Here is a 19546-nt window from a genome sequence, read left to right as displayed (position 1 = left end):
AATTAGAAATTAGCAAGTAGCAATTAGCAATTGGAAGTTTATGGTTATTAGGTATCTGGTAACAGGTATCAGCGTATAGCTATCGCAATGGAATACTGGTTGCTGGAGTGGTCTGATATCATTTTCCCCGAGACACGTTTATGCCAGGTTGTTGTTGTTGTTGTTGTTAATATTTACCCTTTTGTCACTACTGCGACAAAATATTCAATAAGATGTCAGGTTAAGGCTATAGGCGCTAAACTACTTTCGTTGTTTAATAGTGCGGTGACATCAGTCTTTGCACAGTATAGACCGACAGTGTTGTCGTGAGTGATTATTTATACGCTTTAACATGTGTTTTTGCTGCAGCAACAGCGGCTCTTATATCAATATAGCCGGCACCAACTTCCCACGCTTGGTATCCAAGCATCTGAGTTGCAGACTTTGCTATTAATTGTTTGATTTCCTCGATACTTAATAATGGATTAGCTTCCATCATGAGAGCGGCAACACCCGCCGTATATGATGTTGCTATTGAAGTACCAGATAATCGACTATAAAAAGGGGTATAGGCGGAGTCAAAAAGAAAATCATCATCTGCGCTGTAAGCAAGGCCATTATTCGATGATCGGGTTGAGACCATGTAGTGACCGGGGGCGACAACCGTGACTTGGTTATTATAAGTCCATTCTTGCTTATCTGGCATGGTAAAGCTGCCAGTCTTATAAGATAAATCACGAGAAGAAAAATCAACTAAGTGACCATGACTATTACCGGCACCGACTGATATTACCCAAGGGAGTTGAGCATAAGGGTTATGACTACTTTTACCTGCCCCTGAATTTCCGGCAGAAAATATTGACAATATCCCCAAGGTATAAGCTTTATATGAGGCTAAACCAATTGGGCTGTTCGCATCAAAGTTTCCGGTTGAGCCCCAAGCATTACTGATAATACGCAATGGACTTTGATAATCGTAGCGGTGATTAATCGCATAATCATAGCCACTAACCGCATCTAAAATAGTTAAATCAGCACCTGAGCCGTAACCGACTAGTTTGGCGTCGGGAGCGACACCTTTATATTTACCATCAGACATGGCCCCAGAGCCTGCAATAATGCCAGCACAATGGGTACCGTGGTCTGTGTTTACATCAGTATTATATTGACCTCGACTGATAAAGGTCTCGGTTGTGCTCATTTTAGCCAAAGCTGATGATTGTATGGCCGCCTCGACATTATCAATGACTACGTCGCCAAAAAATAGATCTTGATGCGTGGCATCAATCCCTGAGTCATTGACCATAATGGTGACACCCTTACCACTATAATCGGTATCACCATTAATATTAACAAAGTCTGTTCCTTGAATTTTATTAACACCGGAGTTTTGTCGTGAGTTAGCTATAAAATAGCTTAACTTTCGGTTTAACCATATTGAACGGACGTCGTCGCGCGCGGCGATCGCTTTGATTTGTGCAGCATTAGCGACCACGCCTATTACAGGCAGTGCAGAAAACTTAACGCCTTTATTAATTCCTAAAGCTACTAGCGCCTGTATTTGAGTAACCGATAGTGGCTGCATTTGTTGAAAGGTTATTACCGCGAGGATTGTTTCTTTGCCAGTCATCGTAGGAAGGGTTTGTGCGAGTTGCTCGCCAATAGTACTTTCAGCCAATGCTTTTATAGGCATTGTTAATGCTAAAGAGGCTAAAAGCCATGCACTTAAAGTTAATTTACTCATGATAACCAAACTCCGTTTGTTAAATCATTGCAATTATTTCTATCACAGCTAGTTTCTCAATAAACAGGCAGCCTGAAAATAGGGGGTTACCCTAAGTGTATTTAGGTAAATATGCTGTGAGTTTATTAGTGGGTGTGGTTTGAATTAAGGGCGTTTAGTTAACTTTAAATGTTATAAGTAATTGAAATTGTTAGCTTATGATTGTGGGTTGGCAAGCAGTGGCAACAATAAAAAAGAGCAGGAATTGTGATTGATTTAAACTATGCAGTAGCAGAGAAAATGATATTAAAAGAGTCTTTAAGAAAAATGATTTAAAATTTAATATATAAATTAAAGATATTATCAGTGATTTTATTTTTAAGTAGATGATGTAAGAATGAAGAAAAAGATGGTGGACGATACTGGGCTTGAACCAGTGACCCCCGCCTTGTAAGGGCGGTGCTCTCCCAACTGAGCTAATCGTCCATATAGATTATCTAAAGAAAATTCTATAGGGTGTAATTATGGTGGGCGATACTGGGCTTGAACCAGTGACCCCCGCCTTGTAAGGGCGGTGCTCTCCCAACTGAGCTAATCGCCCATAATTACTTTATTCTTGATACTTAAGATTGGTGGGCGATACTGGGCTTGAACCAGTGACCCCCGCCTTGTAAGGGCGGTGCTCTCCCAACTGAGCTAATCGCCCAATCTTAAATTTCCTGAATCGTTAACGGTCTAATTAATTAAACACTGTCTGCGTTTCAGTGGGGCGTATTATAGGGAGATGAGAAAAGCTGTCAACATAAAACAAAGATTTTTCTGCTTTTTTTTCAGTTTTATTGATATATTTAATTTTCTTGCTGTAAAATTAAACAGCTTGCTTGTTTTATCCTCGCTGGAGATTTTCTTTTCTTTGTTTCTTTCAGCAAATGATGTTTTCCTTAGCTATGCCTGATAAAATATCGACAATTTTTATCGTACCAATTGCAGACTTTAAGCCTTGTCTTTTAACATAGCCTTTAAGTCTTAAACTTTATAGTGAGATTTTTATGAGCTTAACAACTCGATTTGCGCCAAGTCCGACCGGTTATTTACACGTTGGTGGGGCACGTACTGCCCTTTATAGTTGGTTATATGCCAAGAAAAATGGCGGTGATTTCGTTTTACGTATCGAAGACACTGATTTAGAACGTTCAAGCCAAGCATCCGTTGATGCCATTATGGACGGTATGAATTGGTTGAATCTTGAATGGACACATGGTCCGTATTTCCAAACCCAACGTTTCGACCGTTATAAAGAAGTTATTGAGCAGTTACTTGCCTCTGGCAATGCTTATCGCTGTTATAGCACCAGTGAAGAAGTTGAAGCAATGCGTGAACAGGCTCGTGAAACTGGCGCGAAAGAAAAATATAACGGTTTGTGGCGCGACCGCACCGACTATCCTGCTGATAAGCCTTATGTGATTCGTTTTAAAAACCCACTTGATGGCGAAGTTGTTATCAAAGATATGGTTAAAGGCGATATAACGATAGCTAATGAAGAGTTAGATGATTTAATTCTTGCGCGTAGCGATGGCACACCCACTTATAACTTAACGGTTGTTGTTGATGATTGGGATATGAAAATTACCCATGTTGTACGTGGTGATGATCATATTAGTAATACGCCAAAACAAATTAATATTTTACTCGCTTTAGGGGCAACACTCCCAGAGTATGCCCACATCCCAATGATTTTAGGTGATGACGGTAAGCGATTATCAAAACGTCATGGTGCTGTCGGTGTTATGCAATACCGCGATGATGGTTATTTACCTGAAGCCTTATTAAACTACTTAGTGCGCTTAGGTTGGTCTCATGGCGATAAAGAAATATTTTCTCGTGAAGAAATGATTGAACTGTTTGATTTAAAAGACTGTAACCGTGCTGCTTCAGGTTTTAATACTGATAAATTAATTTGGGTCAACCAACATTATATGAAAACTATGGAGCCAAGTTATGTTGCAACACATTTAGCCTGGCACATGAATGAGCAAGGTATCAATATTGAAAATGGTCCAGCACTTGAAGAAATCGTTAAAATTCAAGCCGACCGAGTAAAAACTTTAAAAGAGATGGCACAAATTTCTCGCTACTTTTACGAAGACTTTAGCGAACTAGAAGCATCAGCGGTTAAGAAACATTTACGCCCTGTTGTTAAAGAGCCTCTTATATTGGTTAAAGCTAAACTTGCAGCATTAAGCGAATGGTCACCTGAACTTATTCATGCGGCAATTAATGATACGGCAACAGAGCTTGAAGTCGGTATGGGCAAAGTGGGTATGCCATTGCGTGTTGCGGCGACTGGTGGTGGTAATTCACCTTCTTTAGATGTTACTTTGGCTTTATTGGATAAAGATAAAGTACTTGCTCGTATTGATCACGCTATTGAAGTGGTTGAAGCAAGAATAGCGAACAGCTAATTAAATAAAGTTTTATGTTAACAAGATATAAGGTCGTTGATGGTTAGCTGTCAACGGCCTTATTGTATTGAAAAAGACGAGATTAAAGATGAACCAAAGCGAACTATTAAATAGATTAAAAGCCTTTGAACATAAAGAGGTTTTTTTTGGTCCACAGGGTTTTAGCGTTATTACTAAAATGGCGACATTAAATAAAGCCCAGATTGGCTATGCGGTTGATAAAAAAGGCGCTAGTTTAGTTAATAACGATAACGATAACGATATCGGCAATTGGCAAAGTTCATGGCTTGTTATCGCCACAGATACCGAATTAGGTGACCCGTATTTTATTGACTTGGCCGATGAACATTTAGCGGTTTATACCGCGATTGCTGAAGAAGAAAATCAATGGCAAGCAACCCTAGTGAGTGCATCTTTGGTTGGTTTTGAACAGTGCTTAACGGCGATATATCAACAGTGTCAGCAAAAATCTGCCATGTACCTTCCCGATGAAAGCTGTATTTTTGATCTCGAGGTATTAGAAACCTTTGGTAAACAACTAGTTGAATTTTCGCAAACCAATGATTTTTGGCAACACTTTTTTGTTGGTTATGTTGATTGGCTTCGCGACGAACATGTTTAATAGCGCCATAAGATGAATAAGTCTGTGGTACTTTTTTAAGTTTTTCATTTTTTTAACACCCTGATAAAATACTATACGTCATTCTTGTCGTTAGCAGGGTATAATAACAACGTTTTTATTGGTTCTTTTTTGGAGTGTAGTTTGCAGTTTACAGATTTTGGTTTAGACAGTCGTTTAATGTCAACGGTTGAGCATTTAGGTTTTTTAGAGCCGACAGAAATTCAGCAGCAAGCTATTCCTGCTGCTATGGCCGGGCATGATTTAATTGCCTCATCAAAAACTGGCTCAGGTAAAACCTTAGCGTTTATTATTCCTGCGATGCAACGCTTAATTCGAAATAGGGCTTTGTCTAAACGTGATCCTCGTGTTCTTATTCTTATGCCAACACGAGAATTAGCCAAACAAGTTTTTACTCAACTACGTTTATTTACCACCGGTTCACAGTTTAAAGCTGTGCTTATTTTGGGTGGTGAAAACTTTAATGATCAAGTAAAAACACTGCACAAAGACCCTCACTTTATTGTTGCGACACCAGGTCGATTGTCTGACCATTTATCGCAAGGGCATTTCTATTTAAAGGGCTTAGAGCTCCTTATTCTTGATGAAGCCGATCGGATGTTAGATTTAGGCTTTTCAAAACAATTAAAACAAATTAATAGCGCTGCCGATCATCGTAAGCGTCAAACACTGATGTTTTCTGCAACACTCGATCACGCACAAGTCAATGAGTTCGCACTAGCGTTATTAAAAAAACCAAAACGAATTGCCATAGGCTCTGCACATACCGAGCATAAAGATATTACTAAACGCTTTTACCTATGCGATAACTTAGACCATAAACAAGACTTGCTTGAACACTTTTTGAAAACTGAAAGCTATCAACAAGTGATTATTTTCACTGCAACACGAAGTGATACCGACAGATTATCAAAGCTGCTCAGTGAGCAGAGCTTAAGTACGGTCGCCTTAAGTGGTGAGCTTAATCAAGGTCAGCGTAATCAAATAATGGATGGCTTTAGTAAGGGACAACAAAAGATATTGATCACGACTGATTTAGCGTCTCGAGGTTTAGATTTAGTTAACGTATCGCACGTCTTTAACTTTGATATGCCAAAGCACACTGAAGAATTTGTGCATCGTATTGGCCGGACAGGTCGAGCGGGTAGCACCGGTGATGCGATTTCCTTTGTTGGTCCTAAAGACTGGATTAGTTTTAAAAATGTTGAAGGTTTTTTACAGCAAACCTTTAACTTTGATGTTGTTGATAGCTTAAAAGCTACATTCAAGGGCATAAAACCTAAAAAGCCAAAAGTGGCTGCTAAGTCAAAATCTTCAACAAAAACTAACGAAAAGCCGCAAAGATCTCAGCCTAAAAAAGTCATTAAAAGAGTCTTTGTTGCTCAAGATGTTGGTGAGTTACCTGTGTTGCGTAAAAAGACGGTAACGCCCGTTAGTGAAATAGACAGCGATTCTGAAATCGATTAACCGTCTCGAGTATAAGGTATTAATAAAATGAAATTTTTCTTTTTTATTTGTAGTTTTTTACTTTGTTTAAACGCACAAGCTCAGCATGGCAAACAGCAGCAAGTTATCACGTTGAGTATTGCAGCCCCTGAAATTCGCCCTTTTATTTATAGCAATGAAAAGGGTGAAAACAAGGGCTTGTTAATTGAGACGATGAATAAACTCAATGCCAGTGGAAAATTTAAAATATCAGTTACCATCATGCCTTGGGCAAGAGCATTAAAAGCGGTTGAGCAGGGAATGTTTGATGCATTAATGCCGACGGTTTATACACCAGAACGCAGCTTGTTTTTGAGCTTTCCTAAAAGTCCTTTGATTAATTTTTATGGCTCTGAAATATTCAAAAGAGCAGATGATAATTTTGTTTATCAAGGCATTCCATTAATTGATAAAAGTAAAATACTTGTCAAAGTTCGTTCAACCAATGTTGATAGCCACTTAGAAAAAGCCTTTAAAGATGCCTCTATAACGTTTGTTGAAGCGACTCGCCTAGAAGATGCCTTTAATATGCTTATTTACGGTTACGTTGATTTATTGGTGGCCGATAGTGCCATAGCAAATACAACCATCGATAATATGGCGGTTAATGGACAAGTCGAAGGGTTCTCGTTGTCTGATCAAGTTGACTCTTCTTTTCTTGCCTTTTCAAAAAAATATTCAATGTCTCACGATATCAATGAAGTGATGAAAGAAATTAATATGATTAATGATGCCGATAGTTATCACCTTTCGAGTAAAAATTAGTGAATGCTTAGGATGAGTTCAACAACAGACGCTGAAAAAATTAAAAATATTGTTCAAGGTGTTAAAGCCGAAGAACAGCGCTTACGCAAAAAATATGTGTTTTTAGCTAAGCAAGACAGTATTGGTTTACTCATTCTTTTACTGTCACTTACTGGCATGATCACCAGTGGCTTATTATATTACTATGCCTTTATTCCTGCCTGGGTTTGTATCATGTTAGCGGCAATTTTTGCCTCTATCTCTCATGAGTTAGAGCATGACTTAATTCATAAACTTTACTTTCGTCAGCAACCTATTATACATAATCTTATGATGGCCACTGTTTGGTTAATGCGCCCAAGTACTATCAACCCTTGGTATCGTCGCAAAATTCATTTACTGCACCATAAAACCTCAGGCACAAAACAAGATTTAGAAGAACGATTGGTCGGCAATGGTATTGCTAATATACTTGTTCGCTATATCGTGATGTTTGATGGTTTATTCGGGCTAATTTTACAAAGAAAGCACTTGAATAGAGAAGTGAAAGCCTTTAATTTTTTGAGTGTTTTTAATGGCGGATTCCCATTGACGATACTTTATTATATCTTCGGTTACGGCTTTATATTGTTTCACAGTGTAGATTTTTTTATTGCCAGCGATTTTATCTATCCGCCATGGTTACAAACCTTTTCAGCGTTGAGCAATCTGTTGATGGTGATTATTATTGCGCCTAACTTTTTACGCTCAGCCTGTTTAAATTTAGTGACTTCTTATTTGCACTACTATGGTGGCGTTAATAATGTACTGCAGCAAACGCAAGTCTTTAAAGGTTTGGTTATTTGGCCACTTAACCTCTTTACCTTTAACTTTGCTGGTACACATGCCATTCATCACTTTGTTGTGCAACAACCGTTTTATTTGCGTCAAATGTTAGCAAGTACCGCACATAAGGTGATGAAAGAAAATGGTGTTAGATTTAATGATGTTAGTACATTTTCAAATGCAAATAGATATCGCACTTTGTAAGGTAGGGCAGTAGCGACAAAACTTTAGTTATCTTATTGCTTGTTAATTATCAACTGATCATAAAAGGCTGATAAGCTTGCTAAGTGGCGCTGCTTAATTTAGCTGCGCCATATATTTTAGCTTAAGGCTAATTATTCAGCAATAAGCTGCGCTAATGTAAAGCTAGTCTCAGCCTGTCCTAAGGTTGCCTTCATAAAAGGAAGTATCTCTTCGAGCTGCTTTTTTAACTGCCAAGGAGGATTAACAATAAATAAGCCGGTACCTGTCATACCATATTCATCACTGTCGGCTTGTAAACAAAATTCAACTTGTAATAAATTTTTCACTTCACTACGGGTAAAGTCTTTTTCCATAGCATGAATACGCTCACGGGTAACCACAGGATACCAAAGAATATAAGTCCCGGAATTGAATTTTTTATAGGCTTTTACGATAGTCTTAACCGCTTTAGCGTAATCTTCTTTTAACTCATAGGGTGGATCGATAAGCACGACACCCCGGCGACTTGGTGGCGGTACTAACCCCAAGACACCTTGATAACCATCAGACTGTTTTACATGTGATTTTTTCCAGCGTGTGCAGAATTCTGTTAAATGTTGAATATCGGTAGGGTGTAACTCAAAGAGATGAGTACTGTCTTGGCGGCGCATCAGTTGCTTAGCAACACCAGGCGAGCCAGGATAAATTTCTAGCTCACTATTTTCAGTGTTTAAGCGCTGAATTAGCTCAACATAGGGTGTTAATGCTTCAGGAAAATTCTCATCAGTTAGGGCGGCAATAATTTTGGCGATACCACCTTTGTATTCAGCTTTTTTTTGAGCGTATTCATCTTTTAGTGAATACATGCCAGCACCCGAGTGGCTATCGATATAGGTAAAGCCTTTATCTTTACGCACCATATATTCTAGTACGAGCGTTAAAACCGAATGTTTTAAAACATCAGCGAAGTTTCCTGCGTGAAAAGCATGACGATAACTGAGCAAAAGGATTTCCTTAAAATATAAAATAGGGCAGTGAAAATAATAGATAAAACACCTAAATAAGGGGTGTTTTATCTATTGATAGAACGGGTGGGATTTATGCTTGGCTTGCTAAGTACTCATCATAAGTACCAGCAAAATCGATGTAACCATCTTTGGTTAATTCAATAATACGCGTAGCTAAACTCGAAACAAACTCACGGTCATGGCTAACAAACACTAAGGTACCTTCGTAGTTCTCTAATGCCATATTAAGTGACTCAATAGACTCCATATCCATATGGTTGGTCGGTTCGTCCATCACAAGAATATTAGGCAGTTGCATCATCAGTTTACCAAAAAGCATTCTGCCTTTTTCGCCCCCTGATAATATTTTAACTGATTTTAGAATATCGTCAGCTGAAAATAATAAACGCCCCAAATAACCACGAACGGCTTGTTCGTCGTCGGTAGGCTGACGCCATTGGCTCATCCAGTCAAACAAGGTCATGTCATGCTCAAATTCAAACTCATGGTCTTGTGCGTAATAACCAATATTTGAATTTTCAGACCAAGTAAAATCACCAGAAGTTGCTTCGTAGCCGACTTCATTTAATAAAGTGCGTAAAAAGGTGGTTTTACCTATGCCGTTTTCGCCGATCACCGCAATACGTTCACCGACTTCAGCCAAAAGAGAAATATCTTTTAGTACATGAGCATCATTAAATTTCTTGTTTAATTTTTCTATCACTAAGGCATTACGAAATAATTTTTTCTCTTGCTCAAAGCGAATAAAGGGGTTGGTACGGCTTGAAGGTTTAACTTCTTCTAGTTGGATCTTGTCGATACGTTTTGCACGAGAAGTCGCTTGTTTAGCTTTTGAAGCATTAGCAGAAAAACGAGCAACGAAAGCTTGTAGCTCACCTATTTGCGCTTTTTTCTTAGCATTGTCAGCAAGTAAGTTAGCTCGTGCTTGTGTTGCTGCCAGCATGTATTCGTCATAGTTACCTGAGAAAACTCTAAGTTCTCCGTAATCTAAATCGGCCATGTGGGTACAAACACTGTTTAAAAAATGTCTATCATGCGAAATGATGATCATGGTTGAATCACGGGCATTCAAGGTTTCTTCAAGCCATTGAATAGTATGAATATCCAGGTTGTTGGTTGGCTCATCAAGTAATAAAATATCAGGATCTGAGAATAGCGCTTGTGCTAACAATATACGCAGTTTAAAACCTGGGGCTATTTCGCTCATTAAACCATAATGTTGGTTAACAGCAATTCCTACGCCCATTAATAGTTCGCCGGCACGTGCTTCGGCACTGTAACCGTCCATCTCAGCATATTCTGATTCTAAATCGCCTACTTTCATGCCATCGGCTTCACTCATTTCTGGTAAAGCATAAATACGGTCACGTTCTTCTTTTACCGCCCATAATTCAGTATGTCCCATAATAACGGTATCAATAACACTGAAGTGCTCAAAGGCAAATTGGTCCTGGCTTAATTTACCCAAACGTTCGTTAGGGTCTAAGCTTACATTGCCTGAGGTCTGCTCTAGGTCACCACCTAAGATTTTTATGAGTGTTGATTTACCACAACCGTTGGCACCAATTAAACCGTAACGATTACCACCACCAAATTTTTGTGAAATATTTTCAAAAAGAGGTTTTGCGCCGAATTGTTGGGTAATATTATTTGCTTGTAGGATAAGCTGATTCCTTGGTTGTGCATTTAAGCTGGTAAGTCAATAGCGCGCGATTATACACAAAAAACATCGACTTCAATAGGCTAAAATTTGTCTATTTGGCTGGGGTGGATGATAAATTAATGACAAGTTGTTCAATGTTCAGTAAATTTTCTTATTTTAGTAAAAGTTGCTAAGTAGCGTGTTATCGTCTGTTGGCAAGATGTTAAGATAATATTCACTGTGTTTTACAACCGTAATTAAGCCGTTTCATTAGATGAGTCGCCACGATGTTAAAAAATAATAAGCGCCCGGTAAACGTTAATTACCCTCGTATCTGGCAAACAGTGCAGTTAATACCTTATGGCAAGGTCGCTTGCTATGGACAGGTTGCTGATCTTGCTGGCTTGCCCGGTAAAGCCAGGTTAGTCGGGAAAGCGTTAGGTAAAATCCCTGATGATGGCTGGAAAGAAAAAAGTGTTCCTTGGCACAGAGTTATTAACTCTCAAGGGAAAATATCATTTGCTGTTGAAAGTGAACTTTTCGCCAAACAAAGCGCACTGCTTCAAGAGGAGCAAGTGGTTGTTATAGGTAATCGCGTTAAGTTAACAGATTTTCAGTGGCAACCCGATTTGGCTGAATTACTCTTTAAACTCACTTATTAAATACCAAGAATTCAGGGCTATGAGTCTCGTATATAGGCATTAAAAATAAAAAAGGCGACTAATTATAGTCGCCTTTTATCATTAAAATTAGCCGTTTAGCTTAATAGAAATTAACTTTAAATTCTGCACCAAAAAAGCGCTCTTCATTAACAATAGCGGTATTGTTACTAAAGTCTACAGCGCCAATAGCGATTTGTTCATCAGTTATGTTACGAACAAATAAGGCAACTTCATACTCTTTATCATCACCGTCCCAGGTATAACCTGTACGTGCGCCACCTTCAAATAATGATTTTCCATTAAATTCTTTTGATTCATATAAAAAGAAACTAATGTCATCTCGGTAAGACCAATCCGTGTAGGCATAGAATTCACCGTCTGCAATTTCACGAGAATAACGCAAGGTAAAGTTAAAAATCCACTCTGGTGCATGTGGTAAACTATTACCGTCTACTTCGGCAAATCTATTGCCCATCTCATCAGTGTAGAAATTATCTGTAATAGTACATAATTTACAAGCAGCAACAGCTAAGTCACTGTCATTGATTTCGGTATTATTATAACTAACACTCGCCGTTAGCCAAAAATTATCGGTTAGCATAAACTCTGAGTCGATTTCAAAACCGTAACCGGTCGTTTCTTCAGCGTTAAGTAAACTCGCCGTATTGCCACCACCACCAACAGAAGTTAGCTGTTGATCATCCATGGTAAAATAAAATACCGAAGCATTAATACGACCAAAGCCATCTAAAATATCAGATTTAATACCGGTTTCTAAAGATAAAATAGTTTCTGAGTCGGCAACAGAAATACCATTTCCAAAGGCGAATAACGAACGCCCTTGAATACTTGGTGCTCTAAACGTGTCGGCAATACGTGCATATAAGTTTATGTCATCGGTATATTTATGCGTAACACTGATATCCCAGCTAACATGTGAATCGCTTGGATTTACTTCACCTGATACTACATCAGGAAAACCTAACCATGCCAATGGAGACTTCGTTCTTTGGTTGCTATAGTCTTTGTCATCATCAGAATAACGTAAGCCAAAGGTTACTGAGGTTTTGTCGTTATAGTCATAATCAAACGAACCAAAAACAGCCCATGCAGTCGTTTCTTGCTCTTGAATAACGTAACCTGTTTGTGCGCCACTGCTAAATAAAGGATCGAAGGCAAAGCTTTCAATGGTTAAATCTTCATTAAAATAAAATGCGCCCACTTGGTAATTAAATTGGCCATCAAAGTTGCTTGATAAGCGAATTTCTTGTGTTAGTTGCTCGTGATCTGGAATAGCATCGGCTGTTTCTGAATCAAGTGCGATAATACCAGGTCCTGAAGGCTCAGCATAAACTGCGCCATAACCACCATCAACATCGGCACGAGAATAAAGCTCAGCGCTTTCATAGCCTGAAATTGACGTTAGGGTAAATTCACCTAATTCAAATTCTAACTTTAAACTGCCACCTTCGGTTTCAACTTGTTGTGTCGCTCTTGATGCCGAGTCATGGTAAACAGTATCTCTTTCAAAGTTACTGACTAATTCGTTACTTGCAGGTTTAAACGCATTTGCATAGAAAGCAACCGGCTTGCCATCCAAGTCGCGCATGTGGTAATTAAATAATGCTGTGAAAGCGTCATCTTCATAAAGAAATTGAATACGAGCCGCTTTGTCGGTGTAGCCACCTAAAACTTCTTTTTGTTCAAAACCGGGTGCTTGGTTATCTATGTAGTCATCTCGGGTTTGATTAAGTAATGAAACACGAGCAGATAATTTATCAGTTAACCCTCCACCAACAGCCGCACGCATATCGGTAGTGTTATTACTGCCGTATGAAAGTGAGCCAAAACCATCAAAATCTTGTGATGGTTTTACTGATTCAAATTTAATTAAACCGGCAGGGGTGTTACGACCAAATAGTGTCCCTTGTGGACCACGTAATACTTCTACGCGGCCAACATCAAATACTGGAAAACCTTTCAAAATTGGGTTTTCTTGCACAACTTCATCAACAACTAAAGAAACTGGCTGTGATGCATTTAAATCAAAATCAGAATTACCTAAACCACGCATATAAAAACGTGGAAAAGTACGACCAAAAGAAGATTCAACAGAAAGACTCGGCACGCGGGCATTTAAAAAACGAATGTCCATAGCAGCAGAACTTAACACATTCAGTTTTTCACCTTGGAGCGCACTAATAGCTACAGGAACTTCTTGAACATTTTCTACTCTTTTACGTGCGGTTACTTCAATAATTTCTAAACCAACTACTTTTTCTTCGACATTTTCTTCAGCTAAAGTAGCTGCAGAAAAACCGACCGTTGATGTTAAAACAGCGAGTTTAACCGCTGTAGCCAAAGTGGAATTTTTGAACAAATTCATTAATATTCTCCAAGAGTGCGATGTTTTTTAGGTAAACTAAATTTTATTGTTATTTTGATACCAGTTAGGGTAGCCGAAATTTACACATTTCTAAATAGAAAGTATCTATTTTTATACGTTTTAACATAGTTTACTTTATAGGAAGTTGTTATGTTATTTTTTGCAAAATTAAGCTAAGCAGATGTTTTGTTAATGTTTTAAATTAAAATGGTTAATGTAAAGTGAATATAAAGACTGCGCTGCTACTTAACCTTATTATTACCTGCTGCTTCTCAGTTAATACCAACGGTCTCTTATTCGATGGAGTTCGTCTTATCTGTCTTTTTAATTATTATTTTTTGTACTAAATTAATCATGACAAAAAATATAATAATTAGGAAACAATAATGAAAAAATTCGTATTATCTTTATTATGCCTTTCTTTATCGACTGCTTATGCAAGTGATGACTTAGATATGGCGAATAAAATAAGGGCAGAAGGTTTTTATAATTCTGAAGTCATGCACACATTAGAGCAATTAACCGATGAAATAGGCCCTCGTTTATCTGGCTCTCCTCAGATGAAGAAAGCTAATAATTGGACTTTAGAGAAGTTAAAGGGGTGGGGATTAAAAAATGCTTATTTAGACCCTTTTGAGTTTGGGCGAGGCTGGTCACATGACTCTGCTTCCATTGACCTATTGAGTCCGCGTGAAGTTTCTTTACACGGTATTCCTGTTGCTTGGACACCGGGCACTGAAGGAGAAGTAACAGGAGATGTTGTTATCTTTGATGCGGCTTCAATAACTGACTTAGCACAATATAAAGGTAAGCTAAAAGGTAAGATCATTATGATGGGCGCGGGTAAAAATATTGAAGCGCCTGAGAACAGTGTCTTTCAACGCTATGACTCCGGAGAGCTTTCTACATTGACAGAGTTTGATGTAATGCGAGCGCCAAGTCACTCTCCATGGGTAACTGCTGACCGAAGAGATGGCGCAATGCAGCGTTATAATTTTCAAGCCACGCTCAGTAATTTCTTAAAAGAAGAGCAAGTTGCTGGTGTTATATATCGTAGCTGGCGTCAAGGTGGCTTAATTAACGTTTTTGGTAGTGACCATCGTGTCGGTAAAACCTTTCCAGTACCAGCACTTATTATAGAAGCAGAACATTACAACCTATTATCTCGAATGATAGATAATGGCAAGACACCTAAATTATCGCTCAATATCGATGCGCGTTTTCATGATAACGACCGAAATGCTTATAATACCATTGCAGAAATTCCAGGGAGTGATAAAAACCCTGAAATAGTTATGGTCGGTGGCCACTTAGACTCGTGGCATGCCAGTGATGGTGCTGTTGATAACGGTGCGGGTGTGGCGGTTTCAATGGAAGCTGTTCGTATTTTACAAGCATTAAACTTTAAACCTAAACGTACCATACGTATTGGTTTATGGTCGGGCGAAGAACAAGGGTTATTTGGTTCGGCAGCTTATGTTGATGAACACTTTGCGACCCGTCCTAAACCTACTGATAAGAATGAGCAAGCATTACCCAGTTATTTATGGAAAGATCAAGGTTGGCCGATTGAAACGAAAGCTGATCATGATAAGTTTTCGGTATACTTTAATATGGATAATGGTAGTGGACGTTTCAGAGGTATTTATACTGAAGGTAATGTTGCTGCTAAATCAATATTCGGTAACTGGTTCAGCCCTTATTCGGATTTAAGTACCGGTACTATTACCAATAAAAGTACCGGTGGCACTGATCACGAGTCTTTTGATGATGTAGGGTTACCCGGTTTTCAATTTATTCAAGACAAGTTAGATTATGGCTCTCGTTTGCATCATACCCATATTGATTCGATTGACCATGTCGTAGAGGCTGATCTAAAACAAGCTTCTGTTATTCTTGCTGGCTTTTTATATAAGGCGGCCATGGCTGACGAACGTATGCCTCGTAAGCCGATGCCAAAAGATATTTCTAATTTGCAGAAGCAGCAGATGAAATTGAAAGCTGACAAAGCACGTAAAAACCGTGATAAAGAAGGTAATAAAAGCTTAGAGATAAACTCAGTAAAAAATTAATCTGATTGAAAAAAAAGCACTCAACATTGTTGAGTGCTTTATTATAAATATCCCAAATCAATCAACAACATAATTCGTAAGCTGTTGACTTAAAATGACGATGTGAGAAACATTATAAATGTGTTCTAACTTCAAACAACTCAGGAAAAAAGCTAACATCTAGTGCTTTCTTCAAAAAGCCTACCCCAGAAGAACCACCGGTTCCCGTCTTATACCCAATGATCCGTTGCACGGTATACATGTGTTTAAAGCGCCATTGTTGAAAAGAGTCTTCGATGTCGACAAGCTTTTCTGCTAGCTCATATAGTTCAAAAAATTTCTCGGGTTGCTGATAGACCATTAGCCATGCTTTTACCACACTCTGATTACTCTGATAAGCTTGGCTAACATCGCGATTAAGCACACAGTCATCAATGTTAAAACCTGCTTTTACTAATGCGGCAATCACTTCGTCGTATAAGCTGGGGCTATTGAGTAATAATGCTAACTCTTGATAGGCTTGATTATCACTTTTATGGACTTTAAGCATATCACTGTTTTTATTGCCTAAAAGAAATTCAAGTTTTCGATATCCGAGTGACTGAAACCCAGAGGATCGTCCTAAGTCATCACGAAACTTTAAGTAATCAACGGGGGTAAGCGTTGATAAAATATTCCATGACTGAGTCAACTGAATGAATATTTGTTTTACCCGCGCGATAACTTTAAAGGCGGGACCAAAATCATCTGCGCGTAAACACTCCATGGCTTTTGTTAATTCATGGCCAGCAAGTTTAAGCCAGAGTTCGCTGCTCTGATGAATAACAATAAACAACATCTCATCATGCTCTTTCGATAACGGTTGCTGAGCCGATAATACTTTATCAAGCTGCAAGTAATCACCATAGGACATATCATCGTTAAAGTCGGTATGAATATCTTCTTCTACTTCACGTTTGTTTGCATCACCATTAAAAGGACAGCCAGAATTAGACATCAAGATTATCCTTGTTTTTAGTGTTTTCTTGAACGAGTTGTAGCAGTTTTTCGTAAACAAAATCGTCTTGCCAACAGCTTTCTATATCAGGTATTTGCATTATTTTCGCCATAATTAATTTTTGCTGATCACCGATTGCTAATGCTTGCGAATAAGGCAAGTGTGGGCAAAAGGTCACCATAGAATAAAGTGGCACCCAAAGTTCAGGTTGAAGTTGATGAAATTTAGCTTCAATTTTTTTCTGCAAAAGAAAATTACTGTCACCAGAGAGCTCACTCATTTCAACAAAATTACGCTGAGCTAATTCAGTAATAGCATCAGCATTTATTTTTCGCTGTTTTTGATAAGCAGGAAAAATATCGCACCATTGACCTTTATATTGATCAATAATTTCACCAAGCTCTCGGCAATCTTCAAAGCCACAGTTCATGCCTTGACCGTAATAAGGCACCATTGCATGAGCAGCATCACCAATTAATGCGACTTTGTTATTGATCACCCAAGGGTCCACTTTAACTAAAAAGAGTGGGCTAGCTTTCTTGGACATAAAGTCGTCGATTGGGTCTGCTAGTATGGGCATTGCATCGGCAAAATTTTCGTTGAAAAACTTAACTACTTGACTTCTTTTTGTTAAGTTGCAAAATGAATGTGCTCCGTCATGTTTACTTTCATAATTCATAAACAATGTACAAGTGAACGAACCATCAGGGTTGGGCAGAGCGATCAGCATAAAATCTTTTCTTGGCCAAATATGCAGGGCTTCTTTTTCCATTTTAAAACGCGCATCGCCTGTTTCGTTTTCGTTTGCTGGGATCGTTAATTCGATATAAGACTGAGGCATGAAAGATTGGCTATAGCTAAAGCGTGGCGTTTCTTGGGCAAGACGGCGTACTTTTGAAAAAGCACCGTCGGCGCCAAAAATATAATCAGCGTCAATTTCAATATGACCTTTACTTTGTGCCACATCAAAGCTGAAAGATGAACAACCCGTAGTAAAGTCAACATGGGTAAGTCTTTTTTCAAAGTGCAACGCTACGTTTGCTTCTTTTTCTGCCAAATTAAGTAATTGTTCATTAATGCCCGCGCGCGATACCGACCAAATAGCTTGGTCGTCTTTTCCATAAGCTTGCTCTGTTATGGTTCCATCAACCCCATGCATGACACGTTTTTTCATAGGGAGCGCTTCTTTACGGACTTGTTCAGCAATACCAACCGCTTCAAGTGCTAACCAACCACGGTCTGAGAGGGCAATGTTAATCGATTTTCCTTGGTATATATCATGCTGGCGAGAATCTGGGCGAGATTCAAATAAATTAATATTATAGCCTTTTCGAGCGAGTATTATTGCAAGCAGTGCGCCAATAGGACCAGCTCCAGCTACCGTGATGTTAGTTTCATTGGCAGGTTTAGATATAACATTTACGCTCATTGTAAACACTCCTTTAAAAGTCGGACAAAGTGATAAATATCTTGGAACTGATTGTAAAGAGGGACGGGAGCCACTCGAATAACATTGGGTTCACGCCAATCTGTGGTTACGCCATTTTCTTCTAACGCGTTAAACATAGCTTTACCGTCAAGGCCTTTGACATTAATCATTAACGATAACTGACAACCCCGTTCAGCTTGATTACTGGGGGTGATAATACGAATTTTATCGCCGAGTTCACTGGCGATTAACTCGGTCATATATTGGGTAAGCTTGACTGATTTTTTACGAAGCTCACTGATCCCGCCTGCCATTTTTATGGTATCAAGTGACCCTCGAATAGCCGCTAATGATAATACGGGAGGGTTCGATAATTGCCAGCCTTCAGCTGTAGCAATAGGCTTAAAATTGTTTTCCATTTTAAATCGAGTTGACTTGTCGTGTCCCCACCAACCCGCAAAGCGGTTCACTTGCGTTTCACTGTTTGAATTAGTGCTATGGGTTTCATGAACAAAACAACCAGCAACAGAGCCTGCACCACTATTTAAATATTTGTAACTGCACCAACATGCAAAGTCGACTTGCCAGTTATGCAGTTCCATTTCGATGTTGCCAACGGCGTGGGCTAAATCAAAACCCACCATGATACCTTTTGCGTGCGCTTTTTCGGTGATGGTTTTCATATCCAGCACTTGGCCAGTGTAGTACTGCACACCCGGCAATAATATCAGGGCTATTTCATCGCCTTGTTGTTCAATAATTTGATATAAATCATCAGTGTTTAATAATTCTTCACCTGCTCTTGGCGTCCACAGCAGCATATTCTTATCAACATCTTGTTTGTGATGTTTTAGTTGAGATTCTACGGCGTAATGATCAGAAGGGAACGCATGATCTTCAATCAGTATTTTAGTACGTTTACCTTGGGGTTGATAAAAACTCACCATCATTAAATGTAGGTTTGTAGTTAATGAATTCATCATCACCACTTCTTCATTTTTACCCCCCACTAATAATGCTGATTGCTCGGTTAAAAGTTCGTGATAGGGCATCCAAGGGAAGTCACCTTCAAAATGACCTTTTACGCCTCTTTGTCCCCAAGAGTCGAGTAGTTCAATAACATATTCGCGGGCAAGTTTGGGTTGTAAACCAAGGGAATTTCCTGTGAAGTAATATTCATCGTCACCATTGGCTTGTTTAGGAATGGCAAACTGGTCGCGTATTTTCGCTAACGGATCATTAAGATCTAGTGTTTGGGCGTATGCTAATGTCGTTTTATTATTTTTTATTGTTTTATTGGGAATAGGCAT

14 protein-coding genes and 3 tRNA genes are annotated in these 19546 nt (G+C 38.8%); 7 read left to right on the top strand and 10 right to left on the bottom strand.

Annotated features, from left to right (window positions below):
* Positions 1-313 precede the first annotated feature (313 nt).
* The 4 genes from H4J57_RS08275 to H4J57_RS08260 all read right to left on the bottom strand — a co-directional run bounded on the left by H4J57_RS08275 (position 314) and on the right by H4J57_RS08260 (position 2408).
* Positions 314-1723 (bottom strand): S8 family serine peptidase, encoded by a 1410-nt coding sequence (locus tag H4J57_RS08275; protein ID WP_182242485.1) that lies wholly within the window; start codon positions 1721-1723, stop codon positions 314-316.
* Between the two features lie 389 nt (positions 1724-2112).
* Positions 2113-2188 (bottom strand) — tRNA-Val (locus H4J57_RS08270).
* A gap of 39 nt (positions 2189-2227) precedes the next feature.
* Positions 2228-2303, bottom strand: a tRNA-Val gene (locus H4J57_RS08265).
* Positions 2304-2332: 29 nt separating this feature from the next.
* A tRNA-Val gene (locus H4J57_RS08260) sits at positions 2333-2408 on the bottom strand.
* A gap of 343 nt (positions 2409-2751) precedes the next feature.
* On the opposite strand from H4J57_RS08260, the gene gltX reads away from it, so the two are divergent.
* From gltX to H4J57_RS08235, 5 genes are all read left to right on the top strand, one after another.
* Positions 2752-4164 carry a glutamate--tRNA ligase gene (gene gltX, locus H4J57_RS08255; RefSeq protein WP_070373947.1) on the top strand — a complete coding sequence of 471 codons (1413 nt, stop codon included), beginning with the start codon at positions 2752-2754 and terminating at the stop codon, positions 4162-4164.
* An 88-nt stretch (positions 4165-4252) separates the two neighbouring features.
* The gene (locus H4J57_RS08250) at positions 4253-4786 is read left to right on the top strand and encodes a hypothetical protein (RefSeq protein ID WP_182222777.1); all 534 of its coding nucleotides are present in this window, start codon (positions 4253-4255) and stop codon (positions 4784-4786) included.
* A 141-nt stretch (positions 4787-4927) separates the two neighbouring features.
* Positions 4928-6271: a DEAD/DEAH box helicase gene (locus tag H4J57_RS08245; RefSeq protein WP_182222776.1), complete on the top strand. Its 1344-nt coding sequence runs from the start codon at positions 4928-4930 to the stop codon at positions 6269-6271.
* Between the two features lie 27 nt (positions 6272-6298).
* Positions 6299-7054, top strand: a complete 756-nt coding sequence (locus H4J57_RS08240) for a transporter substrate-binding domain-containing protein (protein ID WP_182242484.1) — start codon at positions 6299-6301, stop codon at positions 7052-7054.
* Between the two features lie 12 nt (positions 7055-7066).
* A complete protein-coding gene (locus tag H4J57_RS08235; RefSeq protein WP_182216186.1) occupies positions 7067-8062 on the top strand; it encodes a fatty acid desaturase in 996 nt (331 codons plus the stop codon).
* A 131-nt stretch (positions 8063-8193) separates the two neighbouring features.
* Here the strand turns inward: H4J57_RS08235 and H4J57_RS08230 are convergent, their stop codons facing one another.
* Both H4J57_RS08230 and H4J57_RS08225 read right to left on the bottom strand, forming a co-directional pair.
* On the bottom strand, positions 8194-9045 hold the full coding sequence (locus H4J57_RS08230; RefSeq protein ID WP_182242483.1) for a 23S rRNA (adenine(2030)-N(6))-methyltransferase RlmJ: 852 nt from the start codon (positions 9043-9045) through the stop codon (positions 8194-8196).
* A gap of 94 nt (positions 9046-9139) precedes the next feature.
* Complete coding sequence (locus tag H4J57_RS08225) at positions 9140-10732, bottom strand: ABC-F family ATPase (protein ID WP_070373941.1); 1593 nt, start codon at positions 10730-10732, stop codon at positions 9140-9142.
* A 266-nt stretch (positions 10733-10998) separates the two neighbouring features.
* Here H4J57_RS08225 and H4J57_RS08220 point away from each other — a divergent pair, with 266 nt between their 5' ends.
* Positions 10999-11373, top strand: coding sequence for an MGMT family protein (locus H4J57_RS08220; protein ID WP_182216182.1), 375 nt, complete (start codon positions 10999-11001; stop codon positions 11371-11373).
* Between the two features lie 100 nt (positions 11374-11473).
* On the opposite strand, the gene H4J57_RS08215 is transcribed toward H4J57_RS08220, so the two are convergent.
* Positions 11474-13759, bottom strand: a complete 2286-nt coding sequence (locus H4J57_RS08215) for a TonB-dependent receptor (RefSeq protein WP_182242482.1) — start codon at positions 13757-13759, stop codon at positions 11474-11476.
* A gap of 386 nt (positions 13760-14145) precedes the next feature.
* Between H4J57_RS08215 and H4J57_RS08210 the strand changes: the two genes are divergently transcribed.
* Complete coding sequence (locus H4J57_RS08210) at positions 14146-15831, top strand: M20/M25/M40 family metallo-hydrolase (RefSeq protein ID WP_182242481.1); 1686 nt, start codon at positions 14146-14148, stop codon at positions 15829-15831.
* Between the two features lie 112 nt (positions 15832-15943).
* Here H4J57_RS08210 and kynA read toward each other — a convergent pair whose 3' ends face one another.
* From kynA to kynU, 3 genes are read right to left on the bottom strand one after another with little or no spacing between them, the layout of a single operon-like run.
* Positions 15944-16807, bottom strand: coding sequence for a tryptophan 2,3-dioxygenase (gene kynA / locus H4J57_RS08205; protein WP_182242480.1), 864 nt, complete (start codon positions 16805-16807; stop codon positions 15944-15946).
* Positions 16800-18236 carry an NAD(P)/FAD-dependent oxidoreductase gene (locus tag H4J57_RS08200; RefSeq protein ID WP_182242479.1) on the bottom strand — a complete coding sequence of 479 codons (1437 nt, stop codon included), beginning with the start codon at positions 18234-18236 and terminating at the stop codon, positions 16800-16802. Before H4J57_RS08200 ends, kynA begins: the two co-directional genes overlap by 8 nt.
* Entirely contained in the window at positions 18233-19546 is a 1314-nt protein-coding gene (gene kynU / locus H4J57_RS08195) for a kynureninase (protein ID WP_182222769.1), read from the bottom strand. The genes H4J57_RS08200 and kynU overlap by 4 nt, the downstream gene beginning before the upstream one ends.

The organism is Colwellia sp. BRX8-7 (assembly GCF_014077275.1).
Lineage (GTDB): Bacteria > Pseudomonadota > Gammaproteobacteria > Enterobacterales > Alteromonadaceae > Colwellia_A.
This window is presented reverse-complemented; position numbering and strand designations above follow the sequence as displayed.